The sequence below is a fragment of the Comamonas terrae genome (genome assembly GCF_001544075.1).
Lineage (GTDB): Bacteria > Pseudomonadota > Gammaproteobacteria > Burkholderiales > Burkholderiaceae_C > Comamonas > Comamonas terrae.
Window position 1 is genome coordinate 25,078 of the sequence record NZ_BCNT01000024.1, and the last position, 19,925, is coordinate 45,002.

Annotated in this window: 11 protein-coding genes and 3 tRNA genes; 5 read left to right on the top strand and 9 right to left on the bottom strand. The window is 67.1% G+C overall.

All coding sequences use genetic code 11. From position 1 onward, the window contains the following. Positions 1-8: 8 nt before the first annotated feature. From Cte04_RS20560 to Cte04_RS20585, 6 genes are all read right to left on the bottom strand, one after another. Positions 9-1,685, bottom strand: coding sequence for a DUF5691 domain-containing protein (locus Cte04_RS20560; RefSeq protein WP_066483593.1), 1,677 nt, complete (start codon positions 1,683-1,685; stop codon positions 9-11). Next, positions 1,682-3,058, bottom strand: coding sequence for an SWIM zinc finger family protein (locus tag Cte04_RS20565; RefSeq protein ID WP_245633459.1), 1,377 nt, complete (start codon positions 3,056-3,058; stop codon positions 1,682-1,684). The genes Cte04_RS20560 and Cte04_RS20565 overlap by 4 nt, the downstream gene beginning before the upstream one ends. A 231-nt stretch (positions 3,059-3,289) precedes the next feature. Beyond that, the gene (locus Cte04_RS20570; RefSeq protein WP_066483599.1) at positions 3,290-4,177 is read right to left on the bottom strand and encodes a class I SAM-dependent methyltransferase; all 888 of its coding nucleotides are present in this window, start codon (positions 4,175-4,177) and stop codon (positions 3,290-3,292) included. Between the two features lie 55 nt (positions 4,178-4,232). Next, a complete protein-coding gene (locus Cte04_RS20575) occupies positions 4,233-5,258 on the bottom strand; it encodes a MerR family transcriptional regulator (RefSeq protein WP_066483600.1) in 1,026 nt (341 codons plus the stop codon). A gap of 22 nt (positions 5,259-5,280) precedes the next feature. Next, a complete protein-coding gene (gene purL, locus Cte04_RS20580) occupies positions 5,281-9,303 on the bottom strand; it encodes a phosphoribosylformylglycinamidine synthase (RefSeq protein ID WP_066483604.1) in 4,023 nt (1,340 codons plus the stop codon). 180 nt (positions 9,304-9,483) lie between these two features. Then, the gene (locus Cte04_RS20585; RefSeq protein WP_245633460.1) at positions 9,484-10,908 is read right to left on the bottom strand and encodes a GGDEF domain-containing protein; all 1,425 of its coding nucleotides are present in this window, start codon (positions 10,906-10,908) and stop codon (positions 9,484-9,486) included. A gap of 216 nt (positions 10,909-11,124) precedes the next feature. Between Cte04_RS20585 and map the strand changes: the two genes are divergently transcribed. Both map and Cte04_RS20595 read left to right on the top strand, forming a co-directional pair. Continuing rightward, positions 11,125-11,937: a type I methionyl aminopeptidase gene (gene map / locus Cte04_RS20590; RefSeq protein WP_066483605.1), complete on the top strand. Its 813-nt coding sequence runs from the start codon at positions 11,125-11,127 to the stop codon at positions 11,935-11,937. A 120-nt stretch (positions 11,938-12,057) separates the two neighbouring features. Next, the gene (locus Cte04_RS20595) at positions 12,058-14,670 is read left to right on the top strand and encodes a [protein-PII] uridylyltransferase (protein WP_066483607.1); all 2,613 of its coding nucleotides are present in this window, start codon (positions 12,058-12,060) and stop codon (positions 14,668-14,670) included. A 168-nt stretch (positions 14,671-14,838) separates the two neighbouring features. Here the strand turns inward: Cte04_RS20595 and Cte04_RS20600 are convergent, their stop codons facing one another. From Cte04_RS20600 to def, 3 genes are all read right to left on the bottom strand, one after another. Then, positions 14,839-16,326, bottom strand: a complete 1,488-nt coding sequence (locus tag Cte04_RS20600) for a nucleobase:cation symporter-2 family protein (RefSeq protein ID WP_066483609.1) — start codon at positions 16,324-16,326, stop codon at positions 14,839-14,841. Between the two features lie 383 nt (positions 16,327-16,709). Continuing rightward, positions 16,710-18,200: a nucleobase:cation symporter-2 family protein gene (locus Cte04_RS20605; RefSeq protein ID WP_066483610.1), complete on the bottom strand. Its 1,491-nt coding sequence runs from the start codon at positions 18,198-18,200 to the stop codon at positions 16,710-16,712. Positions 18,201-18,701: 501 nt separating this feature from the next. After that, a complete protein-coding gene (gene def, locus Cte04_RS20610) occupies positions 18,702-19,241 on the bottom strand; it encodes a peptide deformylase (RefSeq protein WP_066483612.1) in 540 nt (179 codons plus the stop codon). A 293-nt stretch (positions 19,242-19,534) separates the two neighbouring features. Here def and Cte04_RS20615 point away from each other — a divergent pair. From Cte04_RS20615 to Cte04_RS20625, 3 genes are all read left to right on the top strand, one after another. Next, positions 19,535-19,610, top strand: a tRNA-Asn gene (locus Cte04_RS20615). Between the two features lie 48 nt (positions 19,611-19,658). Then, positions 19,659-19,734 (top strand) — tRNA-Asn (locus tag Cte04_RS20620). Positions 19,735-19,780: 46 nt separating this feature from the next. Beyond that, positions 19,781-19,856, top strand: a tRNA-Asn gene (locus Cte04_RS20625). The last annotated feature ends 69 nt before the right edge of the window (positions 19,857-19,925 follow it).

The following is a 19,925-nucleotide window of genomic DNA, read 5'->3' on the forward strand; positions in this document are numbered from 1 at the left end:
AAAAGGGATCAGGCGCCCAGCGCGGCATGCAGGGCCATGCGCAGGTCGACGCAGCGGTTGAGCTGCGCCAGCACGCGCTCGTCATCCCAGGGACGCAGGCGCGCGCGCTCCAGCCGGGCCTGCTGCTCGGGCGTGAGCGCAATGCCGCTGGCAGTTGCTGCATCGGGTTCGGCGTCGGCGGCAGCGCTGGCAGCCGGCTTACGCCATAGCAGGGCAAATCGCGGCAATACCCCGGCATGCAGCCGTCGCGCGCAGGCCAGCAGGGCCTGGTCGGCCTGCCAGCTGTGCCAGCTGCCGGTGACCTGCTTGCCGCCCAGCGCCTTGTCGAGCTCCTCCATGAGCCGCTCGGACAGGGCCTGGGAAAATTCGCCAACGGGCGGCATGCCGCTTTCGATGGCGTTGATGCGGTCGATCAGCGTGCCCCTGGCTTGCTGCAGCTGCGCCAGCCAGTGCGCCTCGCGCTGCTCCTGGCCGAGCCGGTCGAGCAGCGCAGGCAGCAGCGACTCGGCCCGCGCATCGCGCTCCAGGGTCTGCAGCAGCGCAATCCAGCGCACGTCATGCTGGTCGCGCAAGGCGGCCAGCCAGCCTTGGCGCAGCGCCGTCTTCCAGTCGCTGCGGCGGCTCCACTCCCACAGCTGCTCGGGCGCCATGGCCAGCGTGCCGGTCCAGAAGTCGAGCGGAGCCAGCTCCACCATCTGCTGCAGCCACCAGGCCCTGACGCCCTTGATGTACGGCGGCGGCTGCAACGCGATGCCGTCGCGCTCCCAGTCCTTGCAACCCTCCTCGGGCGGCTCGATCTGCCATTCGCCCCTGGCGTCGCGGCTCAGCATGGCCTGCAGCCAGCCGGTGATGCGCTGGCTGTGCGCGCTTTGCGGCAGGCGCGACAGCAGGCGGGCCGCGTTTTCGCGCACCTCCTTGCTGCGGTCGCCCAGCAGCTTTTCCAGCAGCGGCTCGTCGTCCAGGGAAAGGCCGCTCTCCAGCACCATGACCATGGGCGCGCGCTCCTTGGCGCTCAATTCCTTCAGGCTGGCTTCCAGCCGCGCGCGGGCCTTGGCCGGGTCGGCCGTGCGCTCGCCATGCAGCAGCGCAACGCGCTGGTCGATGGAGCCCTCCTGCCAGATCTGTTCGGGATCGGCCGTTTCCTGCACGCCGCTGGCATAGCTCCATTGCGGATTGAGCGCCGCCAGCCAGCGCCCGCGCTCGCCCAGCACCGGCGTGAGCCAATGGCGCAGCGCAGCGGACTGGCGTCCCAGCTCCAGCGCCTGCACCAGCAGGCCATGGGGCAGGCGCCGCCCGCCCTCGTCCAGCGCCGCGAACATGGGGGCCAGCAGTTCCTGCGGGCCTTCCCGCAGCACTTCGCCCATGAGTTGCAGCAGGCGTGCGCCGTGCAGCGCCGGTCGCGTTTCGGCCGCAGCCGGCGCCAGGGGCTGCAGGGCAAGGCCCGGGCCCGGACTCCAGCCGGCGCGCTCCAGCACGGCAGCCACGCCGCTGGCACGCAGCAACTGCCGTGCGGCAGCCTGTCCTGCATCGGTACCGGCAGAGGCAGCCAGTACCGCCTGCAGCGCCTGCTGGCTGGCCGGCAGCGTGCGGTCCGCCGCCTGTGCCAAGCGGGACGGCACGGGCAGGCGCTCCGCGCCCACCATGGCCGACTGCTGCAATGCAGCCCAGATTTGTGCATTGCTCATACGGTCTCGCTCCGGTGATGCCAGATGGATTGCATGGCGCCTTCCGCATCGGCCTGCCAGGCGCCGAGAAGCCGCCAGCATCCGACATGGCCGCGCCCCGGCTCCCATTCGCCAAACAGCAGCATGGGCGCGCCGCCGGTCAGCGCCAGCAGGTGCCAGGCCTCGTCGTCGGCGATCAGGGCGGGCACCTGGCCCGGCGCGCCACCATCCACGCCGGGCCAGACAGCCCACCACTGTCCCTCGGCATGCTGCAGGCCGGCACCGTCGCACCACAGCGGCTGGGCCGCCTGCAGCGGATTGGCCGCCACGCGCCGGGCAAGATCGTCCAGGGGCCTGGCCGCCACTGCCGCCGTCAGCGCCCTGGCGCCCTGCTCCACCAGGGCGCCGGCATTGCTGCCGGCCAGCAGCGCGCGCAGCGGCGCCCGGCCGGGATAGAAGTGCAGCGCACAACGATAGACACGGCCCGGCAGCCAGGCCGTCTCAAAGCCGCGCCCGCCCTGGGAATAGTCGAGCACCAGCGCTGCACGGCCGCTTTGCAGGCCCTGCAGCCATACCCGCCGCTCCGTCAGCCGGCCTTCGCGCTCCACCATGCGCAGGCCCGCCACATGCCATTCGTCGGCCAAAGGCTCGGCCAGGGCCTGCACCTCGGCCTTGTCCGGAGACCAGCCCAGCGCCGCCATCACGTCGGCCTTGACGGGTGCGGACAGCGCTTCGCGGCGCTGCACGGCATCGACCAGCAACTGCCAGTGGCCCAGGTGCGCCAGCAGATCGCGCGGCCAGCCCGGGTGGCTGTCGACCAGTTCCCAGGCATCCCTGATGCGTGCCGACATACCGGCGGCCTGCGCATCCACCATGCGGGCGGCCATGTTGTTCCAGCGGGTGCGGGCCTGGCTGTCGGCAGCCAGATTGGCCAGGCCGCTGCGCACCATGTCCTGCATCCACAGCGACAGCTCCTGCATGCCTGCGGCCACCTTCTCCCAGCGCCGGTCTTCGCGCCGGGCCTGCTGCCTGGCTGCGGCTTCGGGGTCGGCCGGCGCCGCTGCGGCAGCGGCGGCCCGGGCCTCCTTTTTTTCCGCCTTGTCCTGGCGGCTGCCCAGCCAGCTGTTCACCCACTCGGGCGGCTCGCCCCCTTCGGCCACCTGCCCGGCCGCGCGCAGCAGCATCAGCGCCAGGCCATGCTTGCAGGGGAACTTGCGGCTGGGGCACGAGCACTTGAAGGCAGGCCCGCTCAGGTCCACCTGGGTCTGGTAGGGCTTGCTGCCGCTGCCCTGGCATTCGCCCCAGACCGCGGCTTCGTTGCTGCCCGTGCTGGGCCACTTGCCGATGGACTGCAGGCCTTTGGCCGCCTTGCTGGATGCGGCGTCCGGCGACAAGGCCAGGACCTGCTCTTCAGTTGCTAACACACGCGACAAAGACATCCCCTGTTGACGACGCTATCCATCGATACGGTCCGGGCCGCAACTGCAATCCGCACGGCCATGGCATTCAGTGAAAGATATAAAAATAATAGCGCACGGCTGCTCCCGCCGCCGCGCGCCGGTACAGGCAATCGTAAAAAATCGCCATCGGGCCGCCGTCGCGCGGCGGCCCGCACGCCAGCCGGCCTATCCGCGCACGGCCCGCAGGAAGCGAAAGCCGCCGCCCGCCGTCTGCAGGCCGTCACGGCGGCGGTGGAAATAGCGGGCATTGATCTGCGCGGCCCCCAGGTCCTCCTGCACGGACCAGCCCAGCGCCCGCAGCTGCGCATGCAGGATCTTGGGCTCGTAATCGCTGAGCCAGGGCTCGCCCATGGCGGCGAATGCCTTGGCCGAATGCTCGGCCATGATGCGCTCCAGCGGTTCCAGCAGATGGTTGCTGACGCGGTAGTCCAGCACCAGCACGCTGCCCGGCGCCATCTGCGCGGCGTCGCGCAGCACGGCCTGCACGGCCGCCGGCGCGAGATACGGCGTGACGCCAAGCCATGCAATGCAGGCGGGCCGGCGCGGGTCGAAGCCGGACGGTGCCAGCGCATCGGCCAGCCGCTGGCGAGACAGGTCCGCCGCCACCCAGTGCGGCGCCCGTGCGGCCAGCGCAGCCGGCAGGGCCTGCACGCGCGCGCGCTTTTCCTGCTGTACGGCAGGCTGGTCCACCTCGTAAACCGCCAGCTGCCCGGGCCAGGGGTTGCGCAGCGCCAGCGTATCCCAGCCGGCACCGAGGACGACATACTGGCGCACCCCCTGGGCCACGGCCTCCTGCAGCGCATCCTCGGCATAGCGGCTGCGTGCCACGATGCCCGCGCGCATGGTGCGGCTCATGGGGTCGTTGAGAACGAACGGATCCTCGCGCAGTGCCTGGGCCATTCCCGGCTCCAGGATGTCCAGCGCATGGGGATCGCGGAACACGACGGGCTCGTCGAGCAGGCCGTGCACGGCGCGCAGCATGGCCATGCGCAGCGCCGACGGACTGGTACCTGGCCGCGGCATGGCGGGAGAGGTCGGGGAAGTGTGTTGCATGTGGAACTCCTTTGAAACAGAAGTCCGCACTGTCGGGCCTGACGCGACGTGAGGGTCAAGCCTCCGATGGCTCACTGGCTTCGCGGATGCGCTGCACAAGTGCACGCATAGCGGGAGTGACCGGGTGGCCGTGCTGCAGCAGGGGTTCGCTGGCATAGGCGCGGGCAATGGCGACCTGCAGCGCCGCATCCTGCCGGGCCATGCGCGCCAGCAGCGCATCCCACTGCGCCAGCAGGCGCCGCGCCTCGGGCGTTTGCACGCCGGTACCCTGCTCCAGCAGGCGCTGCGCCAGGACGGCCCATTGCTGCCAACGCGAGGCAAGCCCTGCATCCAGGCGCATCAGCTGGTCGGCATCCACATGGCGCTGCAGGGCGGCCATGCGCAGCGCAATGGCCTGTCCTATGTACTGCAGCGTGGCCGGGGCAATGCCCTGGTGGCGTGCCGTTTCGGGAGCCTGCTCGTGCATGCGCGCCCAGCGCAGCGCCAGGGCCAGGTTGCCGTGCATGAGCCGCATGGACTGGTCCATCCACTGCTGGGCCAGGCGCTGCAGCTGCGGCGCATCGGCCGGCACCAGCGCCAGGCGCAGGGCCTCGACCTGTTCGATCAGCGGCAGCCATTGCGCGCGCAGCTGCTGCCAGCGCCGCAGCACGGAGCGCAGCTCGCGCGCGGAGAAATGGGCGCTGAAGGCCGGCAGCAACTGCAGCAGCTGCCGCCAGGGCGACTCGTCTGCGCCGCCGCCGGCCTCGTCCAGCGCAACGGTCTGCAGCAGCAGCGACAGCTGCTCGCGCACCTGCCGGCTGCGCGCGATGGCTGCGTCAACCTCGCGCAGCTGGGCTTCGATCTGCGCGCGGGCAACACGATCCGGCGCCGGCCCGGCCAGCATCTGGGCAATGCGCGCAAGGCCAAAGCCCAGGTCACGCAGCGCCTGCACGCTCTGCAGGCGCCGCACGTCGGCGGGAGCATAGAGGCGGTAGCCGGCTTCGGAGCGGGCGGACGGCACAACCAGGCCAATCTGGTCATAGTGGTGCAAGGTGCGCACCGTCAGCCCTGTCTGCCGGGCCAGCTCACCGACCTTCAGCACGCTGCCTCACGCCGGACACCGTTTACCCCAGCCACTTGCGCGCATTGCGCCAGACGCGCATCCAGGGGCTGAATTCGGATGGATCGCCCGAAGTCCAGCTCATCTGCACGTTGCGGAACACGCGCTCGGGGTGGGGCATCATGGCCGTGAAGCGGCCGTCGGCCGTGGTCACCGCGGTCAGGCCGCCGGCCGAGCCGTTCGGGTTGAACGGGTACTGCTCGGTGGGCTGGCCGTGGTTGTCCACATAGCGCATGGCCGGGATCACCTGCTGGGCATTGCCGCGGAAGCGGAAGTTGGCATAGCCCTCGCCGTGCGCCACGGCGATCGGCAGGCGGCTGCCGGCCATGTCCTGCAGGAAGATGGAGGGCGACTCCAGCACCTCGACCATGGACAGGCGCGCCTCGAAGCGGTTGCTCTGGTTCTGCGTGAAGCGCGGCCAGTCCTGCGCGCCCGGGATGATGTCGGCCAGCTCGGCGAACATCTGGCAGCCGTTGCACACGCCCAGGCCGATGGTGTCGCTGCGGCCGAAGAACTGCTGGAACTGCTCGGACAGGCGCTCGTTGAAGGTGATGGAGCGCGCCCAGCCGATGCCGGCGCCCAGCGTGTCGCCGTAGCTGAAGCCGCCGCAGGCCACGACGCCCGCGAAGTCCGAAAGCCGCGCGCGGCCGGTCTGCAGGTCGGTCATGTGCACGTCCACGGCGTCGAAGCCCGCTTCGGCAAAAGCGTAGGCCATCTCGACATGCGAGTTCACGCCCTGCTCGCGCAGCACGGCCACGCGGGGCTTGGCGGCCAGGTTCAGGAACGGCGCTGCCACGTTGTCCTGCGGATCGAACGTCAGGTGCACATGCATGCCGGGATCTCCGGGATCGCCGGCGGCGGCGTGCTCGCTGTCGGCGCAGGCCGGGTTGTCGCGCTGCTGGGCGATCTTCCAGCTCACGGCATCCCAGACCTGGTGCAGGTCGGAGAGCTTGGCGCCGAACACCGGCTTGGCATCGCGCCAGACCTGCAGCTCGCCCTTGCCCGCATCGATGGCGGAGGCTGCCGGCCGGGTCTTTCCGATGATGTGGCTGCACTGGATCAGGCCATGCTCGCGCAGGGTCTGCAGCACCTCGGCACGGTCGGCCGTGCGGATCTGCAGCACCGCGCCCAGCTCCTCGTTGAACAGCGCGCGCAGCGTCATTTCCTCGCGGCGGCCCGAGACCTGGGCGCTCCAGTTCTTGCCCTCGCCGCTGTCCATGCGGCTGTCGCTGATACCGTCGCCCTCGGTGACCAGCATGTCCACGTTCAGCGCCACGCCCACATGGCCGGCAAAGGCCATTTCGGCCACCGTGGCCAGCAGGCCGCCGTCGCCCCTGTCGTGGTAGGCCAGGATCTGGCCCTTGGCGCGCAGCGCGTTCACGGCGTCGACCAGTGCGACCAGGTCCTGGGCGTCGTCCAGGTCGGGCGTCTCGTTGCCACTCTGGCCCAGCACCTGGCCCAGGATGGAACCGCCCATGCGCATCTTGCCGCGGCCCAGGTCCACCAGCACCAGCGTGCTGTCTTCTTCCTGGGCATCGAGCTGCGGCGTGAGCGTGCCGCGCACGTCGTCGATGCTGGCGAAGCCGGTGATGATCAGGCTCACGGGCGAGGTAACCTTCTTCACCGCACCGTTCTCGCTCCACTGCGTGCGCATGGAGAGCGAATCCTTGCCCACGGGGATGGAGATGTTCAGCGCGGGGCACAGCTCCATGCCCACGGCCTTCACGGTCTCGTACAGAGCCGCGTCCTCGCCGGGCTCGCCGCAGGCCGCCATCCAGTTGGCCGACATCTTGACCCTGGACAGCTCGATGGGCGCGGCCAGCATGTTGGTGATGGCCTCGGCCACCGCCATGCGGCCCGAGGCCGGGGCATTGATGGCCGCCAGCGGCGTGCGCTCGCCCATGGCCATGGCCTCGCCCTTGAAACCCTGGTAGTCGGCCAGGGTCACGGCCACGTCGGCCACCGGCACCTGCCAGGGACCCACCATCTGGTCGCGGTGCGTGAGGCCGCCCACGGCACGGTCGCCGATGGTGATCAGGAAGCGCTTGGACGCCACCGTCGGGTGGGCCAGCACATCGATCACGGCCTTTTCCAGCGGCACGCCGGTCAGGTCGATGGCGGGCAGCTCGCGCGTGACGGTAGCCACATCCCTGTGCATCTTGGGCGGCTTGCCCAGCAGCACATCCATGGGCATGTCCACGGGGAATTTCTGGTCGCCGGCGGCGACTGCCGTGTCTTCCAGCACCAGCTGGCGCTCGCCGGTGGCCGTGCCGATCACGGCGAACGGGCAGCGCTCGCGCTCGCAGAAGGCCGTGAACTGCGCCAGCGACTCGGGCGCGATGGCCAGCACATAGCGCTCCTGCGATTCGTTGGACCAGATTTCCTTGGGCGCCAGGCCCGATTCCTCGAGCTGGATGGCACGCAGGTCGAAGCGCGCGCCGCGGCCCGCGTCATTGGTCAGCTCGGGGAAGGCATTGGACAGGCCGCCGGCGCCCACGTCGTGGATGGCCAGGATGGGGTTGTCCGCGCCCTGCTGCCAGCAGTGGTTGATGACTTCCTGCGCGCGGCGCTCGATCTCGGGGTTGCCGCGCTGCACCGAGTCGAAGTCCAGTTCGGCCGCGTTGGTGCCGCTGGCCATGGAGCTGGCCGCGCCGCCGCCCATGCCGATGCGCATGCCGGGGCCGCCCAGCTGGATCAGCAGCGTACCCGCCGGGAACTCGATCTTCTTGGTCAGCTCGGCATCGATCACGCCCAGGCCGCCGGCGATCATGATGGGCTTGTGGTAGCCGCGCATGACCTCGCCCACCTGCTGCTCGTACTCGCGGAAGTAGCCGGTCAGGTTGGGGCGACCGAATTCGTTGTTGAACGCGGCGCCGCCCAGCGGGCCTTCGATCATGATCTGCAGCGGGCTGGCGATGTGCTCGGGCTTGCCTACCTCGCTGCCCCAGAGCTTGGAGACGGTGAAGCCCGTCAGGCCCGCCTTGGGCTTGGAGCCGCGGCCGGTTGCACCTTCGTCGCGGATCTCGCCGCCCGCGCCGGTGGATGCACCGGGGAAGGGGGAGATGGCCGTCGGGTGGTTGTGCGTCTCCACCTTCATCAGCACATGGTTGGTGGCGCTTGATTTTTGATAGCTGGGTGCGCTTGCCGCACCTTCCTTGGCATCGAATTTGGCCACAAAACGCTCGACCGCATGGCCTTCCATGATCGAGGCATTGTCGGCATAGGCCACGATGGTGTGCTGGGGCGAGAGCTGCTCGGTGTTGCGGATCATGCCGAACAGCGACTTCTCCTGCGCCACGCCGTCGATGGTGAAGCTGGCATTGAAGATCTTGTGGCGGCAGTGCTCGGAGTTCGCCTGCGCGAACATCATCAGCTCCACGTCCGTGGGGTTGCGCTTGAGGCCGTTGAAGGCATTGACCAGGTACTCGATCTCGTCGTCGGCCAGGGCCAGGCCCCACTGCCTGTTGGCGGCTTCGAGCGCGGCGCGGCCGCCGCCGAGCACATCGACGAACTCCATGGGCTGGGCCTGCAGCGTGGAAAACAGCTTTTGCGCCTCGTCGCGCGTGGCGAAGACCGATTCGGTCATGCGGTCGTGCAGCAGCGCGGCGATCTGGGCGGTCTGCCCGGCGCTCAGCTCGGGCGCGCCGCCCAAAACATTGCCGAGAAGGCCGCTCTTCAGGCTGACGCGGTATTCGGTGATGCGCTCGACGCGGAAGACCTGGAGGCCGCAGTTGCGCGCGATGTCGGTGGCCTTGGAAGCCCAGGGCGAGATCGTGCCCAGGCGCGGCGTGACGACAAAGGCCACGCCTTCGCTGCTGCCTTCGTAGGGGTCCCCATAAGTCAAGAGCGCCGACAGGCGCTCTTGGAGTGCGGGCGCGGCTGCGCCTTCGGTGGCCACGAGATGCACGAAGCGCGCGGACACGCCGGTGATCTTGGGGTGGATGGCGACCAGATCGGTCAGAAGCTGTTGGGCGCGGAACGAGCTCAGGGCGTTTCCACCCTCAAACTGTGTCAGATGCAATGTCACGTGGCGGCCTGTTTATGTGAAGGCTTGTGAAAAGCGCCCAGGCCCTGTCTTTCCAGAAAGACAAAGCCAAGGCGCTGAATCGGTGAGCCCTGCATTCTACCAAGCCGGGCCATCCCTCCACCCTGCCCGGACCGCCGCGCTGCAGGGTCAAGGGATTTGCGCCGGGCCGTCCCGGCCGCCTCAGGCGCCGGCCTGATGCACCACGGCCTGGTCGCGCCCCCGGTGCTTGGCCTGATACAGCGCCTGATCTGCCCGCCTGAGCACATCGGTGGCGGTGGCATCGCCCAGGCCGAATACCGCGATGCCGGCACTGGCCGTCAACACCGCGGGCACACCGCCCAGCGAAATGGGCTGGGCATGCAGGCAAAAGCGCAGCCGTTCGAACACGGCATGGCCCGCCCGGGCATCGGCCTCGTCGAGCAGCACGAGAAACTCCTCGCCGCCCAGCCGTCCCATGGCGTCATTCTCGCGCAGGCAGGCGCGCAGGAGCTCGCAAAAATGCTGGAGCGCAGCATCCCCTCCCAGGTGCCCATGGCAATCGTTGACCTGCTTGAAATGATCCAGGTCCAGCATCATGGCCGTGAAGCCGGCACCGCCCCGGTTTGCCCAAACCAGCCGCTGCGAGAGCCGGTCCAGGATCTCGGCGCGGTTCCAGCATCCGGTCAGGCTGTCGATGCGGGACAGGCGCACGATATCGGCCTCGGCCCGCTTTCGCTCCGTGATGTCCAGGCCGATGTTGATGACCCGGCCGTTGGGCATGCGTGTATTCGACCAGATCGTGCTCAGCGTCTCGCCGCTGCGGGTCAGCGGATGCCATTCCCGGAACAGCCGGCTGGGCTCTGCGCCCACTGATGCCTTCACCTGGGCCCGCACCGCCGGATCGGGATAGAACAGCGCCAGCGGTTCCGGGTGGGCATTGACCTCCTCCATCGTCCAGCCGAAGCGGCGCTCGCATTCTTCGTTCCACAGCAGGCACTTGCCGTCGTCGCCGAACACATTCACCAGCACGGGCGCGGTCTGGAATACCGCTTCATACTGCGCCACGACCTCGCGCAGGCCATCGGCTTCCCGGTCCCTGCACGGCCGGACCAGCAGCGCATGCCGCGCAAATGCCCCCAGCGCCTGCAGCGCATGGATATAGGGCCCGGCACGCCCGGGCCTGGCGCGAAACAGCAGGGCCAGATGGCCTGCCAAGGCCCCCTCCCCCCCTCCGATCGGATATGCAACGCAGGCGGCTGCGCCAAACCGGGCGAACCACGGCGTCTGCGGCAGGGAAGCCGAGCGCTTTTCCAGATAAAGTGCCGCCCCGCCGCGCAGCAGTGCATGGACCGCGGCGCTGGCTGCAGCCAGGTCGCCGCGGCCGCTTACCTGGCAGCTTGTGCTGAAGACCGTCTGGACCGGAGAGTCGGCCTCGTCGTGGAAATGCGCCCAGGCGCCGTCTGCGCCCATTTCCGTGACGCAGCGCTCCACCAGCATGCCGAAGAAGCGTGCGTCGACGGAACTGGAGGCAGACATGATGCCGCCGACGGCACGCAGCACGCGCGCATCATCCACGGGCCGGTCAGCCGGAGCGCAGGGCTGGTTGCGGAGAACGGAGGCACGCATGTTTTTATATCTCCGGCACAGGAGCGGCTGCCATGTCGCTGCGCCCTCCCGTCCCCGGCGCAATGGCTGCGATTGGCGTGGGCCTCCCGCCTTGATGGAAAAGACAGAAAACGCCCGGTCATTCTACGACCCCGGGCCCGGAAATTGCCGGGAAACGGACGCGGTTGCCTGCGGGGCCGGCACGCCGCTTTGGCGCACGATGGGATAATTGCGGGAATGAGCATCACCCTGAAGAGCCCCGAAGACATCGAGCGCATGCGCGTGGCAGGCCGCTTTGCCTCGGATGTGCTGGACTACATCACGCCCCATATCAAGCCCGGCATCACCACGCAGCAGATCGACGACCTGTGCGCCGAGCGCATGGCGCAGCAAGGCACCAAGACCGCCTGCCTGGGCTACCAGCCGCCGGGCATGACGCCCTATCCGGCCTATGTCTGCACCTCGGTCAACCATGTGGTGTGCCACGGCATTCCCAACGACAAGCCGCTCAAGAAGGGCGACATCGTCAATGTGGACGTGACCGTCATCACCGATGACGGCTGGTTCGGCGACAACAGCCGCATGTTCATCATCGGCGAAGGCACGATTGCCGGCAAACGGCTGTGCCAGCTGACCTTCGAGGCCATGTGGAAGGGCATTCAGCAGGTCAGGCCCGGCGCCACGCTGGGCGACATCGGCCACGCCATCCAGAGCTTTGCCGAAGGCCACAACCTGTCGGTGGTGCGCGAATACTGCGGCCACGGCATCGGCAAGGTATTCCATGACGAGCCCCAGGTGCTGCACTACGGCCAGCCCGGCACCGGCGTGGTGCTCGAGGAAGGCATGGTCTTCACCATCGAACCCATGCTCAACCTGGGCAAGCGCGACATCAAGGCCATGCCCGACGGCTGGACCGTGACCACCAAGGACCGCAGCCTCTCGGCCCAGTGGGAGCTGATGATTGCCGTGACCAAGACCGGCTATGACGTGCTGACCTGGTCCGACGGCTCGCCCACGCCGCCCGACTTCATCACCGGCATCAAGACCTGAGGGCCCCACCCATGCACCGCAGCGGTGCATACGGGACCACCACTCCATGGATATGCCGCACACTGTGCGGCATATTTTTTGCTCGGCAAGCCGCAAACCATTCTTCTTGATCCGCAGCGCATGACCTCTTCCACCTCCACGCCCACACTTGAGCAGCTGCGCGACAGCTACCGCGAAGACAAGGCCAGGCTGATCGCCCAGCTGCGCACGCCCACGCTCAGCCGCCGCAGCATCCGCGGCGTGCTACACCATTTCAGCGACCTGGCCGATGCCCTGCTGCGCGAGCTGTGGCAACGCGCGGGCATTGCGCCGCAAGCCAGCCTGCTCGCGGTCGGCGGCTTCGGCAGGGCCCAGCTGTTTCCCTATTCCGACATCGATGTGCTGATCCTGCTGCCGGATCACCAGGATGGTGCAGACTGCACCCCTCTTCAGGGCATAGAGCAGTTCATCAGCAGCTGCTGGGATGCCGGCCTGGAGATAGGTTCCAGCGTGCGCAGCATCCACGAGAGCCTGCACGATGCCGCGCAGGACCTGACGGTGCAGACGGCCATGCTGGAGTCGCGCCTGGTCACGGGCAGCGGCGCGCTGTTCGCCGACTTCCAGTCCCGCTTCGCGGCCCAGCTCGACCCCCGGGCCTTTGTGGAAGGCAAGCTGCTGGAAATGCGCCAGCGCCACAGCAAGTACGACTTCACTCCCTATTCGCTGGAACCCAACTGCAAGGAATCGCCGGGCGGCCTGCGCGATCTGCACACCATGCTGTGGCTGGCGCGCGCCGCCGGCTTCGGCAGCAGCTGGCGCGAGCTGGCCGACAAAGGCCTGATCACCGCCTTTGAAGAACAGCAGCTGGAGGCCAATGAATCGCTGCTGGACCTGATCCGTGCACGCCTGCACGCTGTGGCCGGCCGCCATGAGGACCGGCTGGTGTTCGACCTGCAGACGGCCGTGGCCGAGACCTTCGGCTACCGCTCCACCACGCCAGAAGGCCGCAGGCTGGCCATGCGCGCCGGCGAAACGCTGATGCGCCACTACTACTGGGCTGCCAAGGCCGTGACGCAGCTGTGCCAGATCGTGCGCATGAGCATAGAGGAGCGGCTCAGCCCCCGTTCCCACGAGCTGATTGCGCTGAACGAGCGCTTCTACGAGAAGGCCGGCACCATCGAGGTAGCCAGCGACGACCTGTACGAGCGCGAACCCCATGCCATCCTCGAGACTTTTCTGATGTACGAGCAGCACGAGGGGTTCACCGGCCTGTCCTCGCGCACGCTGCGCGCACTGTATGGCGCGCGCGATCTGATGGACGCATCCTTCCGGCGCGATCCCGTGAACCGCGCCACCTTCATGAAGATACTGCAGCAGCCGCGCGGCATCACGCATGCGATGCGGCTGATGAACCAGACTTCGGTGCTGGGGCGCTACCTCTGGCCCTTCCGGCGCATCGTGGGCCAGATGCAGCACGACCTGTTCCATGTCTATACCGTGGACCAGCACATCCTCATGGTGCTGCGCAATGTGCGGCGCTTCTTCATGGCCGAGCATGCGCACGAATATCCGTTCTGCTCCCAGCTGGCCGGGGGCTGGGACAAGCCCTGGATCCTGTATGTGGCCGCGCTGTTCCACGACATCGGCAAGGGCCGCGGCGGCGACCACTCCATCATCGGCGCCCTGGAGGCCAAGCGTTTCTGCCGCGCGCACGGCATTGCCAGGATGGATGCCGAGCTGATCGAATTCCTGGTGCGCGAACACCTGACCATGAGCCAGGTGGCGCAGAAGCAGGACCTGTCCGACCCCGAGGTCATCAAGGCCTTCGCCGAAAGGGTGGGCAACGAACGCTACCTGACGGCGCTGTACCTGCTCACGGTGGCCGACATCCGCGGCACCAGCCCCAAGGTCTGGAGCGCCTGGAAGGGCAAGCTGCTCGAGGACACCTACCGCCTGACGCTGCGCGTGCTGGGCGGGCGGGCGCCCGACGCGGCGGCCGAGATCGAGGCGCGCAAGCGCGAGGCGCTGGTGCAGCTGGCGCTCACGGCCCAGCCGTTCGAGTCGCACAAAAAGCTCTGGGACACGCTGGACGTCAGCTACTTCATGCGCCACGAGGCGGCCGACATTGCCTGGCACACGCGCCACCTGTCGCGCCATGTGGGCACCGACAAGCCCGTGGTGCGCGCCCGTCGCTCGCTGGCGGGAGAAGGCCTGCAGGTGCTGGTCTATGCGCCGGACCAGGCCGACCTGTTCGCGCGCATCTGCGGCTATTTCGACCGCGCGGGCTTTTCCATCCTGGACGCCCGCGTGCACACGGCCCACAACGGCCATGCACTCGATACCTTCCAGGTCGTGGCTCCGGCCATGCAGGAGCAGTACCGCGAACTCATGCACATGATCGAAAGCGATCTGGCCCAGGTCCTGTCCCAGGGAGGGCCGCTTCCCGAGCCTTCGCGCCGCCGGCTGTCGCGCCGCGTCAAGAGCTTTCCGTTCGCGCCGCGCGTGCTGCTGCGGCCCGACGAAAAAGCCCAGCACTGGCTGCTGTCCATCTCGGCCACCGACCGCGCGGGCCTGCTCTACACCATTGCCCGCGTTCTGGCCCAGCACCACATCAGCGTGCAGCTGGCCAAGATCAGCACTCTGGGCGAGCGCGTGGACGACACCTTTCTGATCGAAGGCGCCGAGCTGCAGGACAACCAGCGCCAGCTGCGCATAGAGACCGAGCTGCTCAAGGCCCTGTCCCTGAATCCGTAAGCGAAAGCCTGCTACGGCCCGCGCCGACTCCATTTTCGATAGCAGATACCGCTTTACCGGCAAGGGATAAAGTCTTTTTTTGATAAAAAAGGCCGCCACCCGTTCCCGGGCAGCGGCCGAATACGCGGCGGGATCCGAGCCCCGCCACGCGCACCTTGAAGCTCTTTCTCAATGGCCGTGCGCGGCCGCCGCAAGAATGGGCACTTCCTTGCCATCCTTGTCGTAGATCCTGCCGTTCTCCACGCGGTCGCCGTCGGCCAGCGCCTTGATGACGGAGGCGCTCAGAATGCGCTCCGATCCCGCCTCGAACACCGAGGGCTGCTCGGGATTGCCCGCCCTGAAGTGGTTGAACGCCAGGTTCAACAGCATCACGGTCACCGTGGTCGAGCTGATGCCCGAATGGAACATCGTCGCGAACCAGGCCGGGAAGTGGTGATAGAAATCGGGCTTGACCATGGGCAGCATGCCCATGCCGATGGAAGCGGCCACGATGATCAGATTCATGTTGTTGTGGTAGTCCACCTTGGCCAGCGTGCGGATGCCGCTGGCCGCCACGGTGCCGAACAGCACCAGGCCGGCGCCCCCCAGCACGGCCGAGGGCACGCAGGCCACCAGCCGCCCGATGACGGGCAGCAGGCCGAAGGCGATCAGGATCAGGCCGCTGCAGGCCACCACATAGCGGCTCTTGATGCCCGTCACGGCCACCAGGCCCACGTTCTGGGCAAACGCGCTTTGCGTGAACGAACCGAAGAACGGCGCCACGGCGCTGGACAGCATGTCGGCGCGCAGCCCGTCGGCCAGGCGGCGGGAATCCACACGCGTGCCAACGATGTCGCCCACGGCCAGGATGTCGGCCGAGGTCTCCACCAGCGTGACCAGGATCACGATGGACATGGAAATGGTGGCCGCCACGCTGAAGGTGGGCCAGCCGAAATGCAGCGGCATGGGAACGGCAAACCAGGGGCCGCTGCCCACGACCGAGAAGTCGGCCTTGCCGATCAGCGCCGCGAAGACCGTGCCCAGCACGATGGCCAGCAGGATCGACAGGCGCGAGATCATGGCGCTGCCGACCTTGCTCAGCGCCAGCACGATGACCAGCGACAGGCCGGCCAGGCCGATATTGCCCATGCTGCCGTAGTCGGCGGCCTGGCTGTCGCCGCCCATGGCCCAGTGCGCGGCCACCGGCATCAGCGACATGCCGATGATGGTGATCACGCAGCCATTGACCAGCGGCGGAAAAAAGCGCGTGAGCTTGGAAAACACCGGGGCGATCACCAACCCCAGCAGGGAGGCCAGGATCACCGCCCCCAGCACGCCCTGCATGCCGCCGCCGGTATGCAGAATGCTGATCATCGTGGCCACGCCCGAGAACGACACGCCCTGCACCAGCGGCAGGCGCGAGCCGAAGAACGGAACGCCCAGCGTCTGCAGCAAGGTGGCCAGGCCGCCCATGAACAGGCAGGCCGTGATGAGCAGGCCCGTATCCGCGGCCGACATGCCTGCGGCATTGGCCATGACCAGCGGCACCGCCACGATGCCGCCATACATGGTCAGCACGTGCTGGAATCCGTAAAGCACGTTGGCGGTCAGGCCCAGCTTTTCGTCCTCGGGGCGGATCGCCGCAATTGCCGGTGATGCGTCATTCTTCTTTTCCATGCGTGTCTCCTTGTCTCGTCTGTTCTGCCGGAGAGCTGGAAGAGAGCCAGGGCCTGCACGGTACCGGCAGCCGGGCGCCCTGCTCCGCCTGCAGCCATCCTCCCTGCCCTGGATCCAGCTCCGCCGGGAAGGGCCGGCCCGGCCCATGACTGCCGATGCCCATGCCTTGTCGCGCGGAAGCGTTCACTCTACCGGGGCGGTTTCGCTGCGACATCCAGGCAGCCGTATACAGGCAATCGCGGGTTCGGTATAGAACGCCCCAAAGGGCTGGCCGCAGCAGTTGCCGGAGAAGGGCGCAAAAAAAAACCGCTGCCCATTGCGGGGCAGCGGCGGAATTCACGACGGAGCCATGGGCCCCACCGCGCGCACTTTCAAAGGACTCCTCAGTGGCTGTGAGCCGCCGCTGCGGGAAGAATCGGAATCTCGTTGCCGTCCTTGTCGTAGAGCTTGCCGTTCTCGACACGGTCGCCGTCGGCCAGGGCTTCGAGCACGGACTGGCTCAGTGCGCGGCCGTAGCCGGCTTCGAACACGGAGGGCTGATCGGAATTGCCTTGCTTGAAATGGTTGAACACCAGGTTCAGCACCACGGCCACCAGGGCAGTTGCGCTGATGCCCGAATGGAAGATGGTGGCGAACCAGCTGGGGAACTGCTCGTAGAACTTGGGCGCCACCACCGGCAGCAGGCCGGCGCCCACCGAAGTGGCCACGATGATCAGGTTCATGTTGTTGGTGTATTCCACCTTGGCCAGGGTGCGGATGCCGCTGGCTGCCACGGTGCCGAACAGCACCAGGCCCGCGCCGCCCAGCACGGAGGGAGGCACGCAGGCCACGATGCGGCCCATCACGGGCAGCACGCCGAACACGATCAGGATCAGACCGCTGAAAGCCACTACGAAGCGGCTCTTGATGCCGGTCACGGCCACCAGGCCCACGTTCTGGGCAAAGGCGCTCTGCGTGAAGCCGCCGAAGATGGGAGCGATGATGCTGGAGAGCATGTCGGCGCGCAGGCCGTTGCCCAGGCGGCGGCCGTCGACGGGACTGCCCACGATCTCACCCACGGCCAGCACGTCGGCCGAGGTCTCCACCAGGATCACCAGGATCACGATGAACATGGAAATCGTGGCAGCCATGTCGAATACGGGCCAGCCGAAATGCAGCGGCGCAGGCACGGCCACGATGGGGCCGTTGAACACCTGCGAAAAATCGGCCTTGCCCAGGAACACGGCAGTCACCGTGCCCACCACGATGGCCACCAGGATCGACAGGCGCGACAGCGTGGCATTGCCCAGCTTGCTGAACAGCAGCACCATGAACAGCGACAACCCGGCCAGCCCCACATTGCCCATGCTGCCGTAGTCGGCCGCCTTGGCATTGCCGCCCATGGCCCAGTGCGCGGCCACCGGCATCAGCGACATGCCGATCACGGTGATCACGCAGCCATTGACCAGTGGCGGAAAGAATTTGGTGATGCGCGAAAAGACCGGGGCGATGATCAGACCCAGTATGGAGGCATACATGACGGCGCCCAGCACCCCGCCGATGCCGCCGCCGGTATGCAGAATGCTGACCATGGTGGCCACGCCGGCGAACGACACGCCCTGCACCAGCGGCAGGCGGCAGCCGAAGAACGGAAGGCCCAGCGTCTGCAGCAAGGTGGCCACTCCACCCATGAACAGGCAGGCCGTCACCAGCAGGCCGGCGTCGGCTGCCGACATGCCCGCTGCCTCCGCAACAATCAGGGGCACGGCCACGATGCCGCCGTACATGGTCAGCACGTGCTGCAGGCCATACATCAGATTGGCCCCGATGCCCAGGTTCTCGTCCTCGGGTCTCTGCTGTGCAGAACCCATCGATGCTGCGGAGTGATCCTTCATCGCTGTCTCCTTGTCTTTCCAACTCTCAAGGGCTCTTGGGCCCCTTGTTCCTTGAATATCCGACGCGCGCGCCAATCGGCCCGAGCTTGCAACCAAGCGCAGTCCGACCGGCAAGCGCCCCCACGTCTGCCGAAATATGTCTTTTGGAATCAGCCGCCTGGGCATGACCCCAGCAGAGAGAACGACTCTCCCACGACCCGGCAGACTGTTCTCGTCTGCTCCATGCAGCCTGAAGGAATGGAATGCTTCCCCATTCCCTCACGCTATCGCAGCCATGCCAGTATCGACATGATGGGCACGACTGTACGTCGCAATGGTACAAAAATTGTCTACAGTTTTGTATACAAAGAGCTGACTATAAAGGTCAAAATTACCCTTGCGGGGACCATGTTCCTGAAAGCAGCGGCAATGCCCGGCGCCGCTTGCGCGCATGTCGGGCCGTGGCCAGGGCACCGGGGAAACCGGACACTCCCGTCCCAGCCCCTTCTGCGCAGTCAGCCTTCAGTCATCTTCGGCAGCACTGATGCCCGGAAACAGCACCTCGGTGAAGCCGAACTGCGTGAAGTCGCGCATCCGCATGGGGTAAAGCTTGCCCCACAGGTGGTCGCACTCGTGCTGCACCACGCGCGCATGAAAGCCATCGACCGTACGGTCGATGGCTTCGCCCCAGACATCGAAGCCGGTGTAGCGCACCCGGCCCCAGCGCGGCACCATGCCGCGCATGCCCGGCACCGACAGGCAGCCCTCCCAGTCCAGTTGCTCTTCGTCTCCCAGGGGCGTGACGACCGGGTTGATCAATACCGTGCGGGGCACGACAGGAGCCTGCGGATACCGGGGATTGGGCTGCCCCGAGCCGAATACCACCATCTGCAGGTCCACGCCGATCTGTGGGGCCGCCAGACCCGCGCCGTTGGCTGCATGCATGGTGTCCAGCAAGTCGGTGAGCAGCAGATGCAGTTCGTCGGTATCGAATTGCGTGACAGGCTGGGCGATGCGCAGCAGGCGCGGATCGCCCATCTTCAGGATGGCGCGGACAGTCATGGTGAATCAGAAGCGGGCCCGGGCCCGACAGACACTGCATGGAACAGAGGGGGAGAAATTGCGTGCCGCCATGGCGGCACGCAGGCATTACCCAAGCATAGCGCCCGCGGCACCCAGATGCGGCCCGGACATGGCATCCATTTGCCGGCAGGCTTGGGAAAGCAGCGTGCGAATTCGGCATGCGAATCCGGCATGTCACAGCGGAGAGCGCATGGATTTCCCGCACTTCTTTTTCGGAAAATCTCCGCAACTCCTTTCAGCCCTCTTTTTACGTTCTATAATCCAGGTCTTCTTCCTCAATAGCTCAGTCGGTAGAGCGCCGGACTGTTAATCCGTAGGTCCCTGGTTCGAGCCCAGGTTGAGGAGCCAAGAATTCATCTGCCCTGCAATCGTTCAGGGCATTGTCAACCGACACATTCCTCAATAGCTCAGTCGGTAGAGCGCCGGACTGTTAATCCGTAGGTCCCTGGTTCGAGCCCAGGTTGAGGAGCCAAAATTCATCGCCCTGCAATCGTTCAGGGCACTGTCAGCCGACACATTCCTCAATAGCTCAGTCGGTAGAGCGCCGGACTGTTAATCCGTAGGTCCCTGGTTCGAGCCCAGGTTGAGGAGCCAAGATTCATCGCCCTGCAATCGTTCAGGGCACCGTCAGCCGACACATTCCTCAATAGCTCAGTCGGTAGA